Consider the following 21,284-nt stretch of genomic DNA (forward strand, 5'->3'; position numbering starts at 1 on the left):
GTTGGGAGGCGCTTCTTGGTGTCGCGCCCGCCGTCGGGAGCGGCCGATTACCATCCTGTCCGGGGATTGCAAACCCTAATTTGAAAAAAGCGCAAAAAGGTCACCAGCGGCTGACCTTGCGGCTCTCGCGATCGATCGACATCAGGATGCCGAAGCAGATCATGACCGTCATCAGCGCGGTGCCGCCGAAGCTGATCATCGGCAACGGGATGCCGACGACCGGCGCCAAGCCCATCACCATGCCCATGTTGATCGCGCAGTAGAAGAAGATGGTCGAGGACAACGCAGCGGCCGTCAGGCGGGCGAAGCGGGTCTTGGCGCGCACGCCGACATTGATCCCCCAGCCGATCAGCGTCCCGAAGGCGAGGATCAGGAAGATGCCGCCCATCAGGCCCCATTCCTCCATCATCGTCGCCAGTGCGAAGTCGGTATGCCCTTCGGGAAGATAGTCGAGATGGCTCTGGGTGCCCTGCAGGAATCCCTTGCCGGTGACGCCGCCGGAGCCGATCGCGATCTTCGACTGGCTGATATGATATCCGGTTCCCAGCGGGTCCTTTTCGGGCTCCAGGAAGATCAGCACGCGGTTGCGCTGATAATCGTGGAGGACGAAGTTCACGACCAGCGGCGTGGAAATCGCCAGGATCAGTGCGCTGCCGATGAACAGTCTCAGGGGGATGCCCGCCAGGAACATGACGGTCACGCCGCCCGCGGTGATCATCAGCGCGGTGCCGAGATCGGGCTGAAGCATCACCAGCGCGGCAGGCAGCCCGATCATGATCAATCCGGGCCAGAGCGCGCCGAACTTGCGGATGTCGGATGCCGGCAGCATCTCGTAGAAGCGGGCCATCGCCAGCACGATCGCCGGCTTCATCAGCTCGGAGGGCTGGATACGGATAAAGCCCAGGTCCAGCCATCGCTGGCTGCCGCCGGCAACCGCGCCCAGCGCCTCGACGCCGACCAGCATCACGAGGATGACGACATACATGGGAAGGGCGGCCAGCGCCCAGACGCTTTCCGGAATGCGCGACAGGACGAGCGCCATCGCCAGGAAGATGAAGAAGCGGATGCCCTGCGACATCGCCCAGGGCTGCATGCTGCCGCTGGCCGCCGAATAGAGGACGACGAGGCCGAACATCCCGATCGCGATGACCAGGAGGATGATCTTCCACGGCATCTGCGCGACGGGGGAGGGGACGAATCCCGGACCGAGATCGAGCTGGCTCATTCGGGTGCTTCCCCGGACCGGCTCGCCGAGGTGTCGGCGGAGCGGGCAGTTGCATTGGAGGCTTCGGACGCGGTGGCTTCGGCAGCGCGGGCGGCGTCCTCGGGCGGGGGCGGGGGCGGGGCCGCCTGGGCGGCGCGGAATGCCTCGCCCCGGGCGTCCATGCGGGCGCGATAGTCGCCGCCCCAGCCGGCCTCGAGCTCGGTCAGCCGCTTCATCGCCAGTTCGGGGTCGAACAGATAGGTCATCATGTCGCGCGCCACCGGAGCGGCTGCGCCGGACCCGGACATGCCATGCTCGATCACGACCGAGGCGGCATAGCGCGGATTGTCGACCGGGGCGAAGCACACGAACAGGCCGTGATCGCGATATTTCCAGGGGACGTTCCGGCCACCGCGCGCGCCGCCGGCGATGCGCCGGACCTGGGCCGTGCCGGTCTTGCCGCCCATCCGGATGTCGGGGAAGGGCAGCTTGCTCCGCCCCGCCGTGCCATGCCCGTTGACGACCTCGTCCATGCCCGAGCGGACCATGGCGAGATGTTCGGGCGGAAAGTCGAGCGGGCCGCCGCCATGCGCGCGGTCGGCGAGCAATTGCGGACGGATTTCCCGGCCCGATGCGACCCGAGCGGCAAGCACCGCGAGCTGCAGCGGGGTGACGAGGAGGTCGCCCTGGCCGATCGCCATGTTGAGCGTGTTGGCGACCGCCCATTGCGTCTTGCGCCGGCGAAGCATCCAGGCGGGATCGGGCACCGTCCCGTATTTCTGCGATGGAAGCGGCAGCGGATATTCCGCGCCCAGCCCGAGCTTGCGCGCGGCGATCGCGACCGCGTCCGGGCCGACGTCCCGGCCGACGGTGTAGAAATAGGTGTTGCAGCTGCGCGCGATCGCCGTGTGCAGCGTCATCGGTCCGTGCCGGCCGAGGCAACCGAAACGGCGATTGCCCAACTGATAGCCGCCATTGCAATAGACGACGCGGTTGGGATCCACGCCGCCGCCCAGCGCCGCCAGCGCGGTGGCCGGCTTGAAGGTCGAGCCCGGCGGGTAGAGTCCCTGAAGGACCTTGTTCATCAACGGCACGCGCTCGTCCTCGCGCAGCATCGCCCATTCGGACCGGCTGATCCCGTCGGAAAAGCTGTTGGGATCATAGGCCGGCATCGAGACGAAGGCGAGGATGCCGCCGGTCAGCAGGTCGATCAGCACGGCCGAGCCCGATTCGGGGCCCAGGCGGCGCGCGGCATATTCCTGCAGGCCGATATCGACGGTCAGCTTGACGTTCTTGCCCGGCTCGTCGGGGCGGCTGGCCAGTTCCTTGACCAGGCGTCCGCGCGCGGTGACCTCGAGCCGCTTGGCGCCGGGCTTGCCGCGCAGCGCGCCCTCTTCCATCTTCTCGAGCCCGTCCTTGCCCAGCTTGAAGCCCGGGGTGATGAGCAGTTTGTCCTGGAGCTTGCGATAGTCGTCGGCCGATGCCGCGCCGACATAGCCGAGCAGATGCGCCGAGCCGGCGCCGAGCGGATAATAGCGGGCATAGCCCTGGCTGGGCTGCACGCCCGGAAGCTCGGGCAGGCGGACGCTGACGGCCGCATAGCGCTCCCAGTCGAGATTCTCGACCACCTGGACCGGCTGGAACCCCGCGGCGCGCTTCAGGTCGGTCTCGACCCGCGCCTCTTCCTCGGGCGTGAGCTTGAGGATGTCGGCCAGCTGGGCGACGATCTTCACCTTGTCCTCGACCCGGTCGGGAATCAGGTCGACGCGGAACGAAGTGCGGTTCAGCGCCAGCGGCTTGTTGTTGCGATCGACGATCCAGCCGCGCCGCGGCGGGGTCAGCGTCATGCTGATCCGGTTGCTGTCGGCGAGCAGGCTGTACTTGCTGTTCTCGTACACCGCGAGATAGGTCATGCGCCCCGCGAGCACGACGCCGACGGCCGCCTGCAGCCCCCCGAGCAGTACCGCTCGGCGGGAAAAACTATAGGTCTGTGCAGCTTCGGTGATCCGCATCGCGGGTCAGCTTCTCCGGAAATCGCGGTCGAGCCAAGCGCAGAAGCGCGTCGCGACCGGGAAAAGCGCGGTCGAAACGAGGATCTGCACCAGCAGGGTGGTTTCGACATGGGCGCCGATATCGGTCGCGATCAGCCGCCCGGCGATCAGGCAGAAGGCGATGCCGCCCGCCGCGATCAGCCAGTCGTGCCAGAAATCGCGCCATACCAGCCGCGTGTCGATCACGTCGATCATGATGAAGCACAAGGTCCACAGCATCATGGCGTTGCCCATGGGCTGGCCGCTGAACATGTCGTCGAACAGGCCGAGCGGGACCGCCGCCCACACTTTCAGCGTGTCGGCCCGGTGCAGTCGCCAGGCCAGCAGCATGATCAGCCCGAAAGGCGGCAACCAGGCGAAGGTCGCGACGAACGGCAGGATCGTCACCATCGAGCCGACCATCACCGACAGTGGCGCGAGCCAGCGGGCCCGATACTGACCGTCGCGGGCGCCCATTGGAATGAAGGGCGCGGGACGCCTCACTTCGCCGCGCCTCCCGGCGTGGGCGTGGGGCTGGGCGCGGGCGGCGGCAGATAGATCTGCTGAACCATCGCGAAATCGAGCGAGTTGGGATTGGCCGCGGGCTCGGCGACCGCTGAATCGCGCTGGTTGGTGATCACCTTGGCCACGGGGATGTTCGGCGGGAAGACGCCGCCGGTGCCCGAGGTGACGAAGATGTCGCCGGGACGGAAGGTCATGTTCGACAGGCCCGCGGCGCGGACGTCGAGCAGCCCGTCGCCGCGCCCCTTGGCGATTGCCGGCATGCCGTCGCGGGTGCGCCGGACGGGCACGTTGCTGTCGGGGTCGATGATCAGCAGCACGCGAGCGGTATTGGGGCTGGTCTCGATCACCTGGCCGATCAGGCCGGCCGCCTCGCGCACCGCCTGGCCGCGCTCCACCTTCTGCCACGACCCCGCGTTGAGCGTGGCGTAGCGCCGGGTTGACGAGGCCGAACTGTTCACCAGCCGCGCGGTGATCACCGCGTCGGTGGTGACGTCGCGGACCTGGAGCAGGGCGCGCAGCCGCCGGTTCTCCTGGTGAAGCGTGCGGGCCCGCGCGACCAGCGTCTCGTCTTCGGCGATCTGCTTTCGCAGGCGCTCATTCTCGGCGCGGACGTTGAAATGCTGCGACACCCCGTCGGGCGCGCCGGCGACGCCGCTGGTCGCCCAGGCGATCCCGGACGAGATCGGCGTCGTGATCTCGGCGAAGAACCCGCGCACGACGGCATAGGCCGGCGGGTTGAACGTCGACAGCAGCAGCAGGACAGCGCCGATCAGCACCCCGCCGATCGCGACCACATATCCGAGGAAGAGCCCGTATTGCGCCCGTCTGGAAAAGCCGGGGCGCCGGTTGCGTGGCGGCGCCATGTCCCCCGATGTCCCTTGTCAGACCGCGAGCAGCACGCCGCGGAACACCGGATCCTCCAGCGCGCGACCGGTGCCGAGCGCGACGCAGGTCAGCGGGTCTTCCGCAATCGTCACCGGCAGACCGGTTTCGTCGCGCAGGACTTCGTCGATGCCTTCCAGCAGCGCGCCGCCGCCGGTGAGCACGATTCCCTGGTCGACGATGTCCGCCGCCAGTTCCGGCGCCGTGTTCTCGAGCGCGATGCGCACGCCCTCGACGATCGTCCCGACGGGCTCGCTCAGCGCTTCGGCGATCTGGCCCTGGTTGATCTGGATTTCCTTCGGCACGCCGTTGACCAGGTCGCGGCCCTTGATGTGGATCGTCAGGCCGATTCCGTCCGCGGGCGGCTTGGCCACGCCGACTTCCTGCTTGATCCGCTCGGCGGTGGCTTCGCCGATCAGCAGGTTGTGATTGCGGCGGACATAGGAGACGATCGCCTCGTCCATCTTGTCGCCGCCGACGCGGACCGACGTGGAATAGGCCAGGCCGCGCAGCGACAGGACCGCGACCTCGGTGGTGCCGCCGCCGATGTCGACGACCATCGACCCGATCGGCTCGGTGACAGGCATGTCGGCGCCGATCGCGGCAGCCATCGGCTCCTCGATCAGGAAGACCTGGCTGGCGCCGGCGTTCGACGCGGCATCGCGGATCGCGCGGCGCTCGACCGAGGTCGAGCCCGACGGCACGCAGATCACGATCTGCGGCCAGCGCATGAAGCGGCGCTGCCCGTGCACCTTCTGGATGAAGTGCTTGATCATCTGTTCGGCGACGTCGATGTCCGCGATCACGCCGTCGCGCAGCGGACGAATCGCCTCGATCGTGCCGGGGGTCTTGCCCATCATCAGCTTGGCGTCGTCGCCGACCGCCTTGACCTTGCGGACGCCGTTCAGCGTCTCGACCGCGACGACGGACGGTTCATTGAGGACGACACCGCGCCCGCGCAGGTACACCACCGTGTTCGCGGTACCCAGATCGATCGCCATGTCGTGCGACATGAATTTGAAAAAGCGCGAGAAAACCATCAACCGTCCCGTCCTGCGGCGCCCGCCCGAGCGGCACCACTGTTCGCACATAGAATATTCCCGACCCGACCGGGTGGATCGACTCCAGCCTCGGTTTTCTGGCGGATGCGGGTCGCGGAATGCCGCCGCTTGGGCTAGAGCGTCGGTCGTGTCAATACGCCGTCTCCCTGAGCATCTTGTCAACCGGATTGCCGCCGGTGAAGTGGTCGAACGCCCTGCCAGTGCGCTGAAAGAACTGGTGGAAAATGCGATCGACGCTGGTTCTACACGGATTGCCGTGCGCCTCGCCTCGGGCGGGACCGATCTGATCGAGGTGACCGATGACGGTTGCGGGATGAGCCCGCCCGAAATGGCCCTTGCGCTGGAGCGCCACGCCACCTCGAAGCTGCCGGACGACGAGATCGATCAGGTCACGACGTTGGGTTTTCGCGGTGAAGCGCTGCCCTCGATCGCCAGCGTGGCGATGCTGAGCCTGGAGAGTCGCGTCCGCGGCGCCGAAGGCTGGTCGCTGAGCGTCGATAACGGACAGAAACTGAACGAGGGGCCTGCAGCGCTGCCGCCCGGGACGCGGGTCCGGGTCGAGCAGCTGTTCGGCCGGGTCCCGGCGCGCCGCAAGTTCCTGCGATCGTCGCGCGCCGAATACGCCGCCAGCCTGGACGTCGTGAAGCGCCTCGCGATGGCGCGGCCCGACATCGCCTTCTCGGTCGAGCATGACGGTCGGCGCGTGCTGGGGGTGCAGGGCGGCGAGACCCGGCCCGAGCGGGTCGCCGGCCTGACCGACCGGGTGCTGGCCGAGAACAGCGTGGCGATCGATTTCGAGCGCGAGGGCGTGGTCCTGGGCGGAGTGGCCGGAATCCCGACCTTCAATCGCGGCGTCGCCGATCACCAATATCTGTTCGTCAACGGGCGGCCGGTGAAGGACCGGCTGCTGGTGGGTGCGGTGCGCGGTGCCTATGCCGAGATGCTGGCGCGCGACCGGCATCCGGTGGTGGCGCTCTTCCTCGACGTGCCCGTCGACCAGGTCGATGTGAACGTCCACCCCGCCAAGACCGAGGTGCGGTTCCGCGACCCCTCGCTGGTGCGCGGCCTCATCGTCAGCGGCCTGCGCCGCGCGCTGGACGCGGCAGGCCATCGCAGCGTCCAGCGGCCAAGCGAGGCGGCGCTGGGCATGTGGCAGCCGGGATCGCTGCCGCCGGTGGCCGACAGCGGGCAGGGGTCGATCTGGTCCCCGCCGCCCGCACCGTCCTTCGCTTTCGGCGAGGCAGCGGGTGCACCCTATACGCCGGTCGATCATCTCGCCCAGTCTCGCGTCGCGGAAGCACGCGGCAGCTACACCCCGCCACCCCAGGCACGGGCCGAGGCCGCTTATAGCCCGGTTCCCGAAACCAACCGCTTCCCGATGGGCGTCGCCCGCGGCCAGGTGGCGCGGACCTATATCGTCGCCGAGGCCGAGGACGGTCTGGTCCTGGTCGATCAGCATGCCGCGCATGAGCGGCTGGTGCTGGAGCGGATGCGACGCGCGGTAGCCTCTGGCGGCGTCGCCTCGCAGCAGTTGCTGCTGCCGGAGGTGGTCGAGCTGGACGAGCCTGCCTGCGACCGCCTGGAAGCGCGATTAGCGGAGCTGGCCGAGTTCGGCCTCGATCTGGAACGCTTTGGACCGAGAGCGATGCTGGTCCGCGCGACCCCAGCGCTGCTGGGGCAGGGCGACGTCCACGGCCTCGTCACCGACCTGGCCGACGAACTGGCAAGCTTCGACGAGGCGCTGAGCCTGAAGGAAAAGCTCGATCATGTCGCCGCGACCATGGCCTGCCACGGATCGGTCCGTGCCGGCCGGGTGCTGTCGGTGGCGGAGATGAACGCACTGCTCCGCGAGATGGAGGTCACGCCCCATTCGGGCCAGTGCAACCACGGCCGCCCGACCTGGGTGAAGCTGGCGCATGGCGACATCGAGAAGCTGTTCGGGCGGAAGTGAGGCAGAGATTAGGGGTAAGCTGACATTTTCCTGGAATGAATTTCCGCTCGAGGCCGGTCGTGCCTCTGTCCCTATTTGCGCTTGGGCGTCTGCGGGGCCTGATGATGTCAGCCCTCTGGCCTGTCTCTTGATGGATGACGGGGGCTTGGGGCTCAAGCCCACGATTGAGTGGTCGGATGAGGGAGTCTCCAGACTAGATGCAGTGCTCGCTGGTGACATTATGAGCGACGATTGGGATCGGGAGGACTGGGGGTGCCAATTCACTCGCGAAATCACGACGATATATTCGATGCATGTCGAAACCTGCTCGCAACGGATCGAAACAGCTTCCTTTCGGAACGTCTTGTTTAAATGGCGGCAGTTCATCGTGATTGGGCCGAAAGCGGGTGGCGTGCTGGATGTCGACGTCTGAGCAGCCCAATTGTAACTTCAGCTTCGCGTGGCTGACGGATCGCGATGTCTATAAGCTGTTCTAGCGGTAATATCGATGGGGCAGCGCGGATCGACGTCAGATGTCTGCCAGCCACTCGCAATGCAGGGCAACTTCGCCAACAAAATCTGCCAATCTCAATTGCTCGCACGTCTCTGTAATTATTACAGAGAGGTGTTCAGGAGTGATTTTGGTACTTAACAGGTTTTCAGGCCCAAAAATCGCAACTTCTTTTCCTACGAAAAGTAACCGCTTGATCTTGCGGTCGTGGCCCAAAAATATGCCCCAATAGCTCTTCAGCCCCACTCGCCGCGCCGCGATCTGGCGAGCGTCGCGCTTACTCTCGATTAACTCGAATTCGTCTGGCGTAACGTCGTAACGGACCCCGAAATAGATAATGCAGGTATCAGCGCTCATCCCGGCAGGATAGTAACGCGCGATACAGCGCGCCAGTGGGTGGCGCGAAAGTTTGGCGCTGAAAATCTTAAAGGCGGCATGTGGTATCAGGCTTTCAATCCGGCGATTGTCGCCGTCACTCCACCGTGCCCGGCACCCATTGCAGCTTGCCGTCTACCATCCGACGGCGTGGCGAGAGGGCGCCTGCGGAACCGTGCGCTGTCTTCGCAAAGTCGATAACGCACATATGGCCGTAGCGCCGGTGCACGCCGCAGCCGACACCCGCGAAGCGGAAGCCGCGGTCATAAACGAGCCGGCGATGACCCCGGCCCGGCACGCCGTCATCGACGATCAACTGGCGCACCACTTGTGCGGCATCGTCGAAGCCGTAGGAAATGCCCTCGCCGACATAGATGCCGCCGCCGCGACGCTTGACCCGCTGGCCGGGCGAGGCGCCGTCGGCTGAACCATGGCCGACCGTTCCGACCGGCCCCTGGGCGTCGGCATGGTCGCGAGCGGCCAGCGTCAGCACCTGGTCGAGCGTGAGCGGCGGCAGCGGGTCCTGGCGCTCGAGAAAGGCGATCGCCTCGTCCACCGCATCGGTGCCTTCATTGGTCGCGATCGCGACGCCCTGACCGGGCAGATAAAGGAGATCGCCGTCGAAGTTGCGACGATAGTCGCGCAGCGCAGCGGCATAGTCGTGCGGATGCTGTCGCGCCCAGTTGAGCTGCGACAGGACCTGCTGTTCCAGCGGAATGCGTGCGGCGGGATCGGACATGCCGCCGATCATCGTCCAACACGCGCCGAGCGCCGCGACGGCAACCACCAAAGCCTTCACACCAGATCCCCCTCGAAACCGGGCTGCCGCACGGAAGCCGCCGGTGGAAATCAGAAGGCCGGACCTAGCGCGTCAGGGCAGGGTCAGGACAGTTGGTAATTCCACGATCCGCCAAACCGCCGGCGCTCATCTGCCATCCGGCGTGCGACCCAGCACCATGACGCACATGGTGCGATAGCGCCGGTGCGGGCCGCAGGCGACGCCGACATGGCGGAGCTCGGCGGCATAGACGATGCGGCGATGGCCGCGGCCTGGGACGTCGTCGTCAACGATCAACTGGCGCACCACTTCGACCGCGCTGGGCGGGCCATAGGTGATGTTCTCCGCGACATAAGTGCCGCCGCCGCGCCGGGCGACACGCTGGGCAGCGCGGTTGCCATTGGCGGAGGTGTGGCCGGTTGCGCCGCGCGGTCCCTGTTCGGCGACATGGTCGGCGGCGGCGCGGGCGAGCAGCGGGGCGGCGGTCAGCGACGGGGCGGGCTGCTGGCGGCCGAGCACCCGGATCGCCTCGTCGACCGCGGCGGTTCCCTCGGCGGTGATCAGCCCGTCGCGATTGCCGGGATAATAGACGATCTTGCCGCGGAAATAGGTGCGATAGCGGCGCAGCCGTTCGGCATAGCCGCGCGGGTTGGCGCGGGCGACGTTGAGCTCGACCAGGATCGCCTGTTCCAGCGCGCGCTGCTGCCGGACAGGCGCGGGCGGCGGGACTGTAGCCGATGCGAGAAGCACCGCGGTGAGTGCCGCACCAGCGGCGCGCAACCTTGGGGCGGTCCGCACGTTCATCCGATCAAGTCAACAAGGCGACAGGTAAGAACATGAAACAGGTGCTGCCCGTGATGCTTGCACTGATCCCGCTCGCGGCGGTGATCGGAGCCTGCGTGACCTGTCCTTAACACGACATTTCACCGTCACCCGAGAGAAGGGGCGTCGTCATCTTTCCGAGGCGCCCCTTTTTCGTGCCTGGCGCAGTTGAGGTCCCGGATCAGTTCTGGGCATTGCAGCGGGTCAGGGCATCGAACATGGGCGTCGCGCCCTGGGGAAAGCCGATCTGGGTATCGAGCCCCAGCGCCGGGATGCGCACCGCGAAGTGGCCGCTGCCCAGCACGCCCGGCCGGAAGCCGACGGGCATCGCGGCACCCAGCACCGATCGGCCCGACGGCGTCTGGTCCGCCGAAAAGCTGAGCGGCACGGTCGTCTGCCACCCGTCCCAGGACAGGGTCGCGGGGAATGCCTGTCCCTTGCTCAGCCGCCAGCGGTCGTTGAGCAGGACCAGGCGCGGCGCTTCCTTCTCGAACTCGATATAGCTGACGAAGGTCGCCTGGTCGCCCATCTGGCTGGTGGCCTGGCAGGCGGTCACGCTCATCGGCAGGATGAGCCATGCGCCGACCCAGTCGCGATCGGGCGCCGGCGTCGGCGCCTGGGTGTCGGCCGGGCGCGGTTCGCGCGGCGCCATGTCCTGGGGGCGGGGGGCGGTCTGGGCAGGGGCCTGCTGGGCCCATGCGGCGGACGCGCAGGTCAGGGCGAACAATGCAGCACTCGTCCTCATCATGCCCATCGTTCCCATCGTCCCTGTCTCCGCGGCGTATGGTGCCCTTATGCGACTGGATGCAAAAGAAAAAGGCCGCCCCGGACGGTCCGGAGCGGCCTGATTTTCCGATCGTCGAGCGGCTCAGCCCTCGGCGTTCTCGCCTTCGTCGGCCGCTTCGGGCTGAACTTCGGCGGTCGCGCCCGGCTCGGCGTTCGGATCGTAATCCTCGACGAAGCCCGCATTGTCACGGCCTTCCTCGAACATCGCGGCCATCACGTCGACGCCCTGCGCCTGCATGTCGGCTTCTTCCGGCGAGCGGGCGACGTTCACCTTGACGGTGACGGCGACTTCCGGGTGCAGCGCGACCTTGACGTTGTACACGCCGATCGACTTGATCGGCTTGTCCAGGACGATCTGGCCCTTGTGGACCTTGTGGCCATCGGCGACCAGCGCGTCGACCAGATCTCGAACCGCGACCGAGCCGTAGAGCTGACCGGCGTTCGATGCCTGGCGGATCAGGGTGACCGAAACGCCCTCGAGCGTCTTGGATTCCTTTTCGGCCTCGCCGCGACGGGCGGCGTTCTCGGCCACCAGACGATCGCGATTGGCTTCGAAGACCTTCTTGTTGGCTTCATTGGCGCGAAGCGCCTTCTTGCGCGGCAGGAGGAAGTTGCGGGCGAACCCGTCCTTCACCTTCACCACGTCGCCGATGGCGCCGAGCTTCTCGACGCGCTCAAGCAGAATGACGTCCATGTCGGGCGCTCCTTACTTAACGATGTAGGGCAGCAGGCCCAGGTGACGGGCGCGCTTGATGGCCTGGGCCAGCTCGCGCTGCTTCTTCGCGCTCACCGATGTGATGCGCGACGGGACGATCTTGCCACGCTCGGACACGAAGCCCTGCAGCAGACGGACGTCCTTGTAATCGATCCGGGGAGCGTCCTTCGCGGAGAAGGGGCAGCTCTTGCGGCGACGGAAAAAGGGTCGTGCCATGTGTCTCTACTCCCTTATTCGCCGCTGAAGCCGGTGTTGCCGCCGGCATCGTCGCGATCGCGACGGCCACGACGCTCACGGTCCTGACCCTTGCGCATCATCACGGTCGGACCTTCTTCCAGCGCATCGACCTTGACGGTCATGTAGCGGATGACGTCCTCGTTGATCTGCGTCTGGCGCTCCAGCTCTGCGACGACGCCTGCGGGCGCGTCGATCTCGAGCATGACATAATGCGCCTTGCGGTTCTTCGCGATGCGATAGGCGATGCTGCGAAGACCCCAGGTCTCGGTCTTGACGACCTTGCCGTTATTGTCCTCGACGATCTTGGTGGCGGCTTCCGCCAGTGCGTCCACTTGCGCCTGTGCCAGGTCCTGGCGCGCAAGGAACACATGCTCGTACAGAGCCATGCGTCTTTCTCACTGTTGGCCGATCGCTGACGCCACCCCATGTGGCGCCCCTCCGGCTGTCGTTCATTCAAGTTATCGCGCAGATAGGAGCGGACTCCCGAAGAGCGAAGCGCGCCAGTAGCCGAGACCGGTTCGCAATGCAAGCGAAGCCGCCGGCTTCGTCAGCGCAGCTTCTCGGCGAGGTAATCGATAAAGACCCTTACCCGCGCCGGCAGCGTCGCGCCACCGGCGAACAGGGCGTGGATGCTCTCGATATCGTGCGGATTATAGTCTTCCAGCAGCGCGACGAGCCGGCCCGCGGCGATATCCTCCGCAACATGAAAGGTGCCGACCCGCGCGATGCCGAGCCCGGCATGGACCAGCTGGACCATCGCGTCGCCGCTGTTGACCTCGATATTGCCGCTGACCGCCAGCAGGAAGGTCTCGTCGTCGCGCCGAAACGCCCAGCGCGGCTCCACCCGCCGGAAGTTGAAGCCGAGGCAATTATGGTCGAGCAGGTCCTCTGGCGCCTGCGGCACGCCGTGACGAGCGAGATAGGCGGGCGACGCGACGATGGTGCGCGTCGATTCCGCCAGGCGCCGGGCGGTGAGGGGGCTGTCGCTCAACGGTCCGATGCGGATCGCGACATCGGCGCGCTGCTCGATCAAGTCGATGATCGTGTCGGTCAGGCTCAGGTCGAGTTGGATGCCCGGATACCGATCGAGGAATTCCGGGATCAGCGGGATCAGGATCTTGCGGCTGTGGCCCAGGGTCGCGCTGACGCGCAGGCGTCCGCGCGGCGCCGCTTGGTCGGCGACCGACCGTTCGGTCTCGTCGATGTCGCGCAGGATCCGCAAGGCCGAGCGGTGATAGGCCTCGCCCTCCGGTGTCAGCGCGAGTGCGCGCGTGGTTCGCGACAGCAGCCGCACGCCCAGCCGGGATTCGAGCCGGGCGACGACGCGGCTGATGGCGGATGGCGTGAGGCCCAGAAGCCGCGCCGCGGCCGAGAAGCTGCCACGCTCGACGATCGCAGCGAACACTTCCATCTCACTGGCGCGGTCGATGCGGTCACGAGGCATTGATGCGTTCCAGTCACAGATGTTTGCCCTGGCACCGCTCTAATCAATCGATGCGACGCGCGCCACTTGTGCCTGATCATAAGTGGAGCGCTATGCCGTGAAGATCAATCCTCCGTTGCTGGCCCTGGCGATCGGCGCCTTCGGGATCGGCGTCACCGAATTCACCCCGATGGGATTGCTGCCGGTGATGGCCGCCGACCTCGGCGTGTCGATCCCGACCGCCGGGCTGCTGGTCAGCGCCTATGCGCTTGGCGTGCTGATCGGCGCACCGTTGATGACGCTGACGACCGGGCGCATGTCCCGCAAGACGCTGCTGATCGGGCTTGCCGCGATCTTCACTCTCGGCAACTTCCTCTCGGCGATCGCCGACAGCTATGCGCTGCTGCTCGTGTCGCGGATCGTCACCTCGCTCAATCACGGCGCCTTTTTCGGGGTCGGCGCGGTCGTCGCGGCCGGGCTGGTACCGGTCGAGCGCCAGGCGAGCGCGGTCGCGGCGATGTTCACCGGTCTGACCGTCGCGACGATCGCCGGGGTGCCGCTGGCGACCTGGATCGGCCAGCATCTCGGCTGGCGCGCCGCTTTCTGGGGAACGACCGGACTCGGCGTCGTAACCATGGCTGCGCTCTGGGCGTCGCTTCCAGCTGCCTTGCCCAACGCCAGCGGCAATGCCCGGTCCGAGCTGTCGGTGCTCAAGCGCGGCAACGTCCTGCTTGCGCTCGCGCTGACCGCGATCGGCTTCAGCGCGATGTTCGCGCTGTTCACCTTCGTGACGCCGATCCTTCAGGGCGAGGCGGGGGCATCACCGCTGGCCGTGACCCTCATCCTGATGATCTTCGGCGTCGGCCTGGCGATCGGCAACTGGGCGGGTGGACGTTTCGCCGACCGGTCGGTCGACCGGACGCTGATCGTCGCGATGGCGGCGCAGATCCTGCTGCTGCTCGTCTTCCCGTTCGTCATGCAGTCGGCCATTGCCGCCGCGGCGCTGCTGTTCGCGATCGGCATCGCCAGCTTCGCGCTGGTCCCGCCGCTGCAGATGCGGGTGATGAACGCGGCGGCCGATGCGCCGAACCTGGCATCGGCGATGAACATCGGCGCGTTCAACCTGGGCAATGCGATCGGCGCGGCGGCGGGCAGCGGAGTGATCGGCCTCGGGCTGGGCTATGGCGCGGTCTCGATCGCGGCAGCGCTGATGGCTGCCGCAGGCCTGACGCTGGTTCTCTTCACGCGTCGCCGGCCGGCACGCGGGGCGCCGGCCGGACTTGCGCAGCCAGGCTAGTCGGCGAGCAGCGCGGCCTCGGCGCGCGCGCGGACCTCGTCGAGCGTGCATGTGCTCAGCAGTTCGCCCGTGCGCCACACCGGCTGCAACAGGCTGGCGCCCGGCGCCACCTCGTCCAGGCGGCGGGCGACTAGCCTGCCGCCCTGTTCGATCACCGCCTGGCGACCCGCCTTGGATCCCTTGGTCGGGTCGGTGGCAGGGGTCTTGCTGACATCGTGCCAGACGTCTGCATCGTCCTGCATCGCATTCGCCTTCATCGCGAAGCGCAGCGTGTCGCGGTTGACCAGCTGGAGTAGGCCGCCGCCCATGCCGAAGGCGATGTTGTCGATCGCGAAGCCGCTCTCGATGACGCGATCAACCAGCCGGGCGATGCTGTCGATGTTCATGCCGTCGCCCTGGATCAGCCGGACATGCGGATCGAGCACGCGATAGCCCTTGGCGTTGACGCTGCCGCCGAACTTCTCCCACAGCATGTGAAGCGTGCGCACCGGCGTCTCGACCGGATCGCCGCTGTCGGGCCGGACGACCAATGTCCCGCCATCGCCCAGCACCGCGTCGCGCAGGCTGCCGCCCCAGATATTGGCGACGGCATTGTCCAGGTCATAGCTGTCGGAGACGACGGCGACCGTCTTTCCCTCGGCCTTGAACTGGCGCAGCATGTTCGCATAGGCGGCTTCCTCCCTGTCGCGGCCCCAGCTGGTCATGGTGCTGTGCTCGGCCGCGGGAATGGAGAAGGCCGGCATCTCAGTCGCGCCATAGAAGCGGCGGGCGGCGGCCAGCGCTTCCATCGTGTCGGTGCCCTTGAAATTGACCAGATGCGCCAGCCCGCCCAGCGCCGCGCTTTCGGCGGAGGAGACGCCGCGCGCACCGAAATCGTGCAGCTTGAACGGCAACTGGCCCATCGGGTCGTCGGAACTGCGCACCAGCCCGGCATGGATGATCCGCTTGGCCTTGCCGCTCAGCGTCGCGACCGTGCTCGGATACCAGATGGCGCGCAGCAGCGTGGTTTCGATGAACGTCGCCAGCCACGGCATCCGCGGATCGACATTCTCGACCTGGACCATCGGCACGCCGCTGGGCACCAGCGTCCCTTCGGGAAGGGCGCTGATCTCGAGCGGCAGGAAGCCGCCATGATCCGCCAGGATCGCATCCCACCCGGCGCGGTTGAACGGCACCCCGTGCGCGCCGCAGACTGCCTCGGCCTCGTCGATATCGGCCTGGTCGATCGGATCGGCCAGCGCGCCGAGCAGCAGCGCCTGGAGCCCGAAGAAGATCAGTTCGTCGGCAAAGGGATTGGCGCGCGCCTCGACATAGGCGCTGATCGTCCGCGCCTCGGGCGGGTATTGGCGGAAATGGCTCTGCTTGTAGCTGTCGGTCGCCAGGATCAGGTTCGTCATGATGTGAACTCCTCACATTGCGTTGGATTTCCGCGCGCCGGGCTCCCCGGCACTCGGGGTTTCAGAGGTCGGCCATCAGGTTGATGATCGACCAGTGATCTTCGAAGAATTGTTCGGCGCTCAGGTCGCCGACACGGTACCAATGGGCGTGCGCGGCATCGTCGCCGCCCTTGACGGTGAACAGGCTGCGCCGCTCGGGCAGGCGGAACAGGAAGGCGTGGGTAATGATCCGACCGCGCAGCGAGCGATCCGGCGCATCGAAGACGCGGGTGCGGCTGTCGTCGATGAACGACGCGAGCATCGCCGGGGGGATCTGGCCCTTCGCATCGCCGATGCCGGTTTCCTCGCGCAACTCGCGGATCGCGGCGTCTCGCACCCTCTCGGCGGGGTCGACGAACCCGCCGGGCAGCGCCAGCAGCCCCTTGCCGGGCAGGCGCCCGCGCTCGACCAGCAGGATATGGCCGGACTGGATCACGACCGCGTCCGCCGTCACGAACGGTCCCTTGCCCCACTGCGCGGGATAGGCGTCGAGATATTCGCGTTCGGCCAGCAGCGTGCGGAACTCCTCGCCCAGTGCGAACTGGTCGAGCCATTCGGACACGCCGGGTGACAGGATCGTCCGGGGAACGGCCGGGATGCGCTGGAAATAATGCTGGCGCACATCGCTGGCGCTGAACGTGCCATATTGGCTGTCGATCTGGATATTCTCCCATTCGGGAAACATCTTCAGATAATAGCTGGTGGCGTCCTTGCCATATCCGGCCAGGCTGACGCGCGGATTGCCGCCGTCGCCGGTGGTACCGCCGCCCGCAGCAAGCGCGATGCGCTTCACCCGCGCCTGCACCTCGGCGCACCACGCGGTGTCGGAATAGAGATGGTCGTCCAGCGGCTCGACGATCAGATGGCCATTGGCCATCTCATAGGCGAAGCTCTTGCGGAACATCGCCACCCGTTCGCCATAGGTGAACGGGTTGCGCGGATCGCGCGCGACATTGGCCGATCCGATCAGGACGATGACATGGCTGGTTCGGGAAAGCGCCTGCCGCACCACATGTTCGTGGCCGATATGCAGGGGCTGAAAGCGTCCGATGAAGACGCTGAAGTCGTTCGCATGCATTCGAGGCTCCCTCGAAAAAATCTGGCGTCGATGGACTCCCCATCGACGATTAGATGTTAGGCCCGCGGCTGTGCAGTCGCAAGGCCAACCTGCTCGTCTCGGCCCGTATTTTCGTTCGGATCATCTGCGCCGGACATGAAAACGGCGCGCGACTGTCGCCGCGCGCCGTCTGGTTCGAACCGCCGAAGCTTACTGGGCGGGCTGGCCCGACTCGTCGGTGGTGCCGCGATCGACGCGCGAGGTCAGGCCCGTGGCGTCGGCGTCCTCGGCGGTCTGCTGCGCTTCGCTCACCGTGTCGCGTGCCGGCTGCGGGATCGGAGCGGCGTTCGCGATCGGCTCGGCCGCCTCGATCACGTTGGTTTCGACCGGCGGGGTCTCGACCGGCGTCTCGACGACATTGGTGACGTTGGTGTCGACCGACACCTGGTTCGTCTCGTTGCTGCCCGAGCAGGCGGCGAGTGCCAGCGCGCCGAGCGAAACCAGTGCGATGCTGCGGATGGTCTTCTTCATGATATTCCCTTTATCGTCCCTTTACCGCGCCGGCCTGGATGGCCGAACGGCGTTCGATGCGCGTCGCAAGCGTCTTGTCCCAGCTATAGGGGTCGTTGCGGAAATTGATGCCGTTGGAGCTGGCATAGGCGGACCAGTAGAGCAGGTACACCGCGACCTCGTCTTCGGGACGCAGCTGCGCCCGGGTCGTCTTGCCGCCATCGATCGTCGACTGGATCGCCTCGGGCGTCCATTTCGGATCGTTGCGCAGCAGCAGTCGGGCGAGCGCGGCCGGCTTTTCGAGCCTGACGCAGCCATGGCTGGCAAGGCGGTCGAAGCGCGAGAAGGTCGCGTGGCTCGGCGTGTCGTGCAGATAGACTGCGAAGGGGTTTTCGAAGTCGAACTTGTACCGGCCCAGCGCACTCTGCGGCCCGGCCTGCTGCTGCAGGCGACGGCCGGCACCGCTGCCGATGACCTTGAAGCCGTTGCGCGCCAGATAGGCCGGCCCCTTGGGGAACAGTTCCTTGTTGGCGATGCCCGTCGGAACGTTCCAGGGCGGATTGAGCACGACCGAATGGATCTTCGACTGAAGCATCGGTGTCTCGCGGCCGCCGGGCGCGCCCGTCACGGCGCGCATCGAGGTGATCGGCTGATCGCCCTCGAACACCGTCAGCACCGCCGCGGCGATGTTCACCTGGATCCGGTTGCGCGGCAATTCCTGCGGCAGCCAGCGCCACCGCTCCATGTTCGCCATGATCTGGCGAACGCGCTGACCCGCGGGCACGTTCAGCGCCGTGCGGGTCTGGGCCGCTACGGTGCCGGTCGGGTTCAGGCCATAGCGACGCTGCGCCCGCTTCACCGCCTCGGTAAGTTCGGCATTATAGCTGTCGCCGGTCGCGGCGACCTGGCTGTCCTCGACGGCCAGGCGCTGGCGCAGCGCCAGCACGCGCGCACCGGTCGCGCCGGGAGCGATATCGGGCCCGGCGGCAAGCTGCTTCCAGCCGCCGGCATCCTCGATGCGGCGATAGGTGTCGAGCCCGGCCTTCAGCCCGTCATAGCCGGCATAGGGCGGGGGAAGCGCGTCCATCCACTGCTTCAGCCGGTTGCGCTTCACCGCGTCGGCAAAGGCGGGGACCGGATCATAGGGTGCCGGGCGCAGCGCCCAGTCGCTCTGGAAATCCTCGGGCGCCAGGCGTCCGCCATGCACTGCGCGGGCGTAATCCAGCGCGGCGCGAACCAGTTCCTCGTTGCTGGCGGGATCGGTCACCGGCGTCGCGTCGTGAACCAGGCCATGGGCATAGCGGGCTTCGCTCAGAAGCGTGAGCAACTGCGATGCCTGGCCCTGGCTGAGCTGGGGAAGCGGAACGGATTGCGGCACAGACTGGACGGTCTGCGGCGTGCCGGTCGGGGTGGGGGAGGGGGTCGGCGCGGCTTGTTGGGCGATCAGGGGCGCGGCAACTAGACCAACCCCCATCAGGAACGCGGCGCGTCCCAACGCTTTCTTACTCTTCATATACATCGCTTTACTCTACCCCGAAACCGTCAACGCTTGGTCGCGATCGATACACGGTTCGCCGCTCCTCTACCAGTTATGAATTTGGATAGCCCCGCGCAGAAACGGGCGATCGATGCGTTTCGTTCCTCAAGGACTTTTCGTTCGTTCGAAGGGCCAAGCGGAACATCGATCGCGCCGCGCCCGCTAGCCGCGCGGCCCGAAATCCTCAACGAGATCATAATGATCCGCCGGGAAGATCTGGACGGCGTGGGTGACGGACGCGCCCGCGCGCCACGTCCAGCGCTCGATCTTCAGGCATGGGGAGTCCGGCGCGATCTGCAGATGGCCCGCCTCGACCGGCCCGGCGCCCAGCGCGCAGATGCGATGGCGCGCATCGGTCCAGGGAACCGAGTCGAGCAGCCAGCTGCCGGGCGCTTGCGTGGTGAAATCCGTCGTCCGCGCTTCCGCCACGGTCGTCAGGTCGAGCCAGCGGCTCTCCCAACCGAAGGGCGACGTCCCGGCATGATGCACGCCGCAAAGCTCGAGCCTGTCCCCGACGGTCGCACGCGACACGAGTTGCCAGCGATAGGCTTCGCCTCGCGCGGCGATCAACGCGCCGATATCGGGAACCTCGACCACCGCGGAGCGGATGCGCGGCCGCGCGACAAACGATCCCGCGCGGCGGCGCCGCTCGATCAACCCCTCGCGTGCAAGGCGGGTCAGCGCCTTGTTGACCGTGGCGCGCGCGCAGCGATGGCGGGCGACCAGTTCGTGCTCGTACGGGATGCGGGTCCCCGGTGCCCATTCACCCGAACGGATGCGCGCCTCGATCTCGGCATGGATCCGCGCCTCGATGGTCATGCGATCAGTCGGGTCAGCGCGGCGCGAAAGCGGCGTTCGATCGCGTCACGCGCGACGTGCCGGCCATCCGCAACGCATTTCACGCCCTGTTGCCAGACACAGTCGACGGGTGCGCGTGCGGCGAAGATCCAGCTGTCGATCAGCGCGTCGCCACGACGTCCGACAAAGGCAGGGTCGCTCGGGTCGAGCGCGACAAAATCGGCACGGTCGTCCGCAATACCCAGGCTGCGGCGTCCTCCCCGAACGGCGGCGTCGAACAGGCGGGCGCCGGTGGCGGACCGGTGCTCGCCTGCCAGGACATTGCGCGCCCGCGCCGACAGGCGTTGTCCATATTCGAGCAGGCGCAATTCCTCCGCCGCATCGATGCGGACATTGGAGTCGCTGCCGACCGCAATGGCGCCGCCATCCGCCAGATAGGCGGGTGCCGGAAACAGGCCGTCGCCCAGATTCGCCTCGGTGATCGGGCACAGCCCGGCGACGGCGCCGCTCGCCGCCATCGCGCGGCGTTCGGCCTCGACGAGGTGGGTGGCGTGCACCAGTGTCCAGTCCGGGTCGACGGGCATCTTGTCCAGCAGCCACTCGACCGGCCGCTGCCCGCTCCAGGCGAGGCAATCCTCGACCTCCTTCACCTGTTCGGCGACATGGATATGGACCGGGCCGTCCTGCGCCAGCGGCAGGATCGCTCGGAGCTGGTCCAGCGTCGTGGCCCGCAGGCTGTGCGGGGCGATGCCGACCCGGGCCCCGGGCAGCACCGATGCAAGGTCGCGGCTCTGTTCGATCAGCCGCGCATAGCCGTCGACGCCGGTGATGAAGCGGCGCTGGGCGGGACCCGCAGGGATCCCGCCGAAACCGCCCTGGGCATAGAAGACCGGCAACAGCGTCAGGCCGATGCCGGTCGCCCGCGCCGCCGCGACGATCGCCGCGGCCATCTGCGGTCCCGCCGTGCCGTCGGGCAGGTGGTGCAGATAGTGAAACTCGCCGACCCGGGTGAAGCCGCTCTCGAGCATCTCGGCATAGGCCTGCGCTGCGATGGCCTCGAGGTCGTCGGGCGTGATCCGTTCGACGAACCGATACATCAGTTCGCGCCACGACCAGAAATCGTCGTCGCCTGGGCCGCGCCGTTCCGCCAGTCCGGCCATGCCCCGCTGAAACGCATGGCTGTGGACATTGGGGAGTCCCGGCACGCCGATCGCGTGGCGCTCGTCCGAGGCTGCCGGATCGACGCAGTGCTCGACGCTGGCGATCCGGCCATCGGCGAAACGCAACCGGACTCGATCCGTCCAGCATCCATCGATCCACGCGGTCTCGAACCACAATGTCATGCGAATATGTCTAGACATATTGATCGG

General features: G+C 66.9%; 21 protein-coding genes. 2 read left to right on the plus strand and 19 right to left on the minus strand.

Annotated features, from left to right (window positions below):
• Nucleotides 1–100 precede the first annotated feature (100 nt).
• The 5 genes from rodA to TPR58_RS04485 are packed head-to-tail and all read right to left on the minus strand — an operon-like array spanning nt 101 to nt 5,681.
• Nucleotides 101–1,225: a rod shape-determining protein RodA gene (gene rodA, locus TPR58_RS04465; protein ID WP_346245414.1), complete on the minus strand. Its 1,125-nt coding sequence runs from the start codon at nt 1,223–1,225 to the stop codon at nt 101–103.
• Nucleotides 1,222–3,216: a penicillin-binding protein 2 gene (gene mrdA / locus TPR58_RS04470; protein WP_346245415.1), complete on the minus strand. Its 1,995-nt coding sequence runs from the start codon at nt 3,214–3,216 to the stop codon at nt 1,222–1,224. The genes rodA and mrdA overlap by 4 nt, the downstream gene beginning before the upstream one ends.
• 6 nt (nt 3,217–3,222) lie before the next feature.
• Nucleotides 3,223–3,738: a rod shape-determining protein MreD gene (mreD, locus tag TPR58_RS04475; protein WP_346245416.1), complete on the minus strand. Its 516-nt coding sequence runs from the start codon at nt 3,736–3,738 to the stop codon at nt 3,223–3,225.
• Nucleotides 3,735–4,622: a rod shape-determining protein MreC gene (gene mreC, locus TPR58_RS04480; RefSeq protein ID WP_346245417.1), complete on the minus strand. Its 888-nt coding sequence runs from the start codon at nt 4,620–4,622 to the stop codon at nt 3,735–3,737. The genes mreD and mreC overlap by 4 nt, the downstream gene beginning before the upstream one ends.
• An 18-nt stretch (nt 4,623–4,640) precedes the next feature.
• A complete protein-coding gene (locus TPR58_RS04485) occupies nt 4,641–5,681 on the minus strand; it encodes a rod shape-determining protein (protein WP_346245418.1) in 1,041 nt (346 codons plus the stop codon).
• Between the two features lie 148 nt (nt 5,682–5,829).
• Here TPR58_RS04485 and mutL point away from each other — a divergent pair, with 148 nt between their 5' ends.
• A complete protein-coding gene (gene mutL, locus TPR58_RS04490; RefSeq protein ID WP_346245419.1) occupies nt 5,830–7,653 on the plus strand; it encodes a DNA mismatch repair endonuclease MutL in 1,824 nt (607 codons plus the stop codon).
• Between the two features lie 508 nt (nt 7,654–8,161).
• On the opposite strand, the gene TPR58_RS04495 is transcribed toward mutL, so the two are convergent.
• The 8 genes from TPR58_RS04495 to TPR58_RS04530 all read right to left on the minus strand — a co-directional run bounded on the left by TPR58_RS04495 (nt 8,162) and on the right by TPR58_RS04530 (nt 13,300).
• Complete coding sequence (locus TPR58_RS04495) at nt 8,162–8,500, minus strand: hypothetical protein (protein WP_346245420.1); 339 nt, start codon at nt 8,498–8,500, stop codon at nt 8,162–8,164.
• A gap of 115 nt (nt 8,501–8,615) precedes the next feature.
• Complete coding sequence (locus TPR58_RS04500; RefSeq protein ID WP_346245421.1) at nt 8,616–9,257, minus strand: CAP domain-containing protein; 642 nt, start codon at nt 9,255–9,257, stop codon at nt 8,616–8,618.
• Between the two features lie 186 nt (nt 9,258–9,443).
• Complete coding sequence (locus TPR58_RS04505) at nt 9,444–10,100, minus strand: CAP domain-containing protein (protein ID WP_346245422.1); 657 nt, start codon at nt 10,098–10,100, stop codon at nt 9,444–9,446.
• Nucleotides 10,101–10,299: 199 nt separating this feature from the next.
• Nucleotides 10,300–10,866 (minus strand): hypothetical protein, encoded by a 567-nt coding sequence (locus tag TPR58_RS04510; protein ID WP_346245423.1) that lies wholly within the window; start codon nt 10,864–10,866, stop codon nt 10,300–10,302.
• 120 nt (nt 10,867–10,986) lie between these two features.
• A complete protein-coding gene (gene rplI, locus TPR58_RS04515) occupies nt 10,987–11,598 on the minus strand; it encodes a 50S ribosomal protein L9 (RefSeq protein ID WP_346245424.1) in 612 nt (203 codons plus the stop codon).
• A gap of 12 nt (nt 11,599–11,610) precedes the next feature.
• Nucleotides 11,611–11,835 carry a 30S ribosomal protein S18 gene (gene rpsR, locus TPR58_RS04520; protein ID WP_010543816.1) on the minus strand — a complete coding sequence of 75 codons (225 nt, stop codon included), beginning with the start codon at nt 11,833–11,835 and terminating at the stop codon, nt 11,611–11,613.
• Between the two features lie 14 nt (nt 11,836–11,849).
• Entirely contained in the window at nt 11,850–12,242 is a 393-nt protein-coding gene (gene rpsF, locus TPR58_RS04525; protein ID WP_346245425.1) for a 30S ribosomal protein S6, read from the minus strand.
• 161 nt (nt 12,243–12,403) lie between these two features.
• Complete coding sequence (locus TPR58_RS04530) at nt 12,404–13,300, minus strand: LysR family transcriptional regulator (RefSeq protein WP_346245426.1); 897 nt, start codon at nt 13,298–13,300, stop codon at nt 12,404–12,406.
• A 97-nt stretch (nt 13,301–13,397) separates the two neighbouring features.
• Between TPR58_RS04530 and TPR58_RS04535 the strand changes: the two genes are divergently transcribed.
• Nucleotides 13,398–14,576, plus strand: a complete 1,179-nt coding sequence (locus tag TPR58_RS04535; RefSeq protein ID WP_346245427.1) for an MFS transporter — start codon at nt 13,398–13,400, stop codon at nt 14,574–14,576.
• Here the strand turns inward: TPR58_RS04535 and TPR58_RS04540 are convergent.
• From TPR58_RS04540 to TPR58_RS04565, 6 genes are all read right to left on the minus strand, one after another.
• Complete coding sequence (locus TPR58_RS04540; RefSeq protein WP_346245428.1) at nt 14,573–15,973, minus strand: nicotinate phosphoribosyltransferase; 1,401 nt, start codon at nt 15,971–15,973, stop codon at nt 14,573–14,575. The genes TPR58_RS04535 and TPR58_RS04540 overlap by 4 nt on opposite strands.
• 61 nt (nt 15,974–16,034) lie before the next feature.
• Entirely contained in the window at nt 16,035–17,090 is a 1,056-nt protein-coding gene (locus TPR58_RS04545) for an NUDIX domain-containing protein (protein ID WP_346245429.1), read from the minus strand.
• A 189-nt stretch (nt 17,091–17,279) separates the two neighbouring features.
• Nucleotides 17,280–17,600, minus strand: coding sequence for a hypothetical protein (locus tag TPR58_RS04550; RefSeq protein ID WP_346245430.1), 321 nt, complete (start codon nt 17,598–17,600; stop codon nt 17,280–17,282).
• Nucleotides 17,601–17,610: 10 nt separating this feature from the next.
• The gene (locus TPR58_RS04555; RefSeq protein WP_346245431.1) at nt 17,611–19,092 is read right to left on the minus strand and encodes a L,D-transpeptidase family protein; all 1,482 of its coding nucleotides are present in this window, start codon (nt 19,090–19,092) and stop codon (nt 17,611–17,613) included.
• Between the two features lie 186 nt (nt 19,093–19,278).
• Nucleotides 19,279–19,935 carry a histidine utilization transcriptional repressor HutC gene (gene hutC, locus TPR58_RS04560; protein ID WP_346245432.1) on the minus strand — a complete coding sequence of 219 codons (657 nt, stop codon included), beginning with the start codon at nt 19,933–19,935 and terminating at the stop codon, nt 19,279–19,281.
• The gene (locus TPR58_RS04565) at nt 19,932–21,257 is read right to left on the minus strand and encodes a formimidoylglutamate deiminase (RefSeq protein WP_346245433.1); all 1,326 of its coding nucleotides are present in this window, start codon (nt 21,255–21,257) and stop codon (nt 19,932–19,934) included. Before TPR58_RS04565 ends, hutC begins: the two co-directional genes overlap by 4 nt.
• Nucleotides 21,258–21,284 lie beyond the last annotated feature (27 nt).

Origin of the sequence: Sphingomonas rustica, assembly GCF_039652585.1 — a bacterium.
GTDB lineage: Bacteria > Pseudomonadota > Alphaproteobacteria > Sphingomonadales > Sphingomonadaceae > Sphingomonas > Sphingomonas rustica.

Coding starts and splice junctions, on each gene's coding strand:
- rpsF (WP_346245425.1), bottom strand. CDS start 12,242: ATGGCTCTGTACGAGCATGTGTTCCTTGCGCGCCAGGACCTGGCACAG.
- TPR58_RS04510 (WP_346245423.1), bottom strand. CDS start 10,866: ATGATGAGGACGAGTGCTGCATTGTTCGCCCTGACCTGCGCGTCCGCC.
- TPR58_RS04500 (WP_346245421.1), bottom strand. CDS start 9,257: ATGTCCGATCCCGCCGCACGCATTCCGCTGGAACAGCAGGTCCTGTCG.
- mrdA (WP_346245415.1), bottom strand. CDS start 3,216: ATGCGGATCACCGAAGCTGCACAGACCTATAGTTTTTCCCGCCGAGCG.
- TPR58_RS04565 (WP_346245433.1), bottom strand. CDS start 21,257: ATGACATTGTGGTTCGAGACCGCGTGGATCGATGGATGCTGGACGGAT.
- mreC (WP_346245417.1), bottom strand. CDS start 4,622: ATGGCGCCGCCACGCAACCGGCGCCCCGGCTTTTCCAGACGGGCGCAA.
- TPR58_RS04505 (WP_346245422.1), bottom strand. CDS start 10,100: ATGAACGTGCGGACCGCCCCAAGGTTGCGCGCCGCTGGTGCGGCACTC.
- rpsR (WP_010543816.1), bottom strand. CDS start 11,835: ATGGCACGACCCTTTTTCCGTCGCCGCAAGAGCTGCCCCTTCTCCGCG.
- TPR58_RS04530 (WP_346245426.1), bottom strand. CDS start 13,300: ATGCCTCGTGACCGCATCGACCGCGCCAGTGAGATGGAAGTGTTCGCT.
- rplI (WP_346245424.1), bottom strand. CDS start 11,598: ATGGACGTCATTCTGCTTGAGCGCGTCGAGAAGCTCGGCGCCATCGGC.
- TPR58_RS04495 (WP_346245420.1), bottom strand. CDS start 8,500: ATGAGCGCTGATACCTGCATTATCTATTTCGGGGTCCGTTACGACGTT.
- TPR58_RS04550 (WP_346245430.1), bottom strand. CDS start 17,600: ATGAAGAAGACCATCCGCAGCATCGCACTGGTTTCGCTCGGCGCGCTG.
- TPR58_RS04485 (WP_346245418.1), bottom strand. CDS start 5,681: ATGGTTTTCTCGCGCTTTTTCAAATTCATGTCGCACGACATGGCGATC.
- TPR58_RS04545 (WP_346245429.1), bottom strand. CDS start 17,090: ATGCATGCGAACGACTTCAGCGTCTTCATCGGACGCTTTCAGCCCCTG.
- hutC (WP_346245432.1), bottom strand. CDS start 19,935: ATGACCATCGAGGCGCGGATCCATGCCGAGATCGAGGCGCGCATCCGT.
- TPR58_RS04555 (WP_346245431.1), bottom strand. CDS start 19,092: ATGAAGAGTAAGAAAGCGTTGGGACGCGCCGCGTTCCTGATGGGGGTT.
- TPR58_RS04540 (WP_346245428.1), bottom strand. CDS start 15,973: ATGACGAACCTGATCCTGGCGACCGACAGCTACAAGCAGAGCCATTTC.
- rodA (WP_346245414.1), bottom strand. CDS start 1,225: ATGAGCCAGCTCGATCTCGGTCCGGGATTCGTCCCCTCCCCCGTCGCG.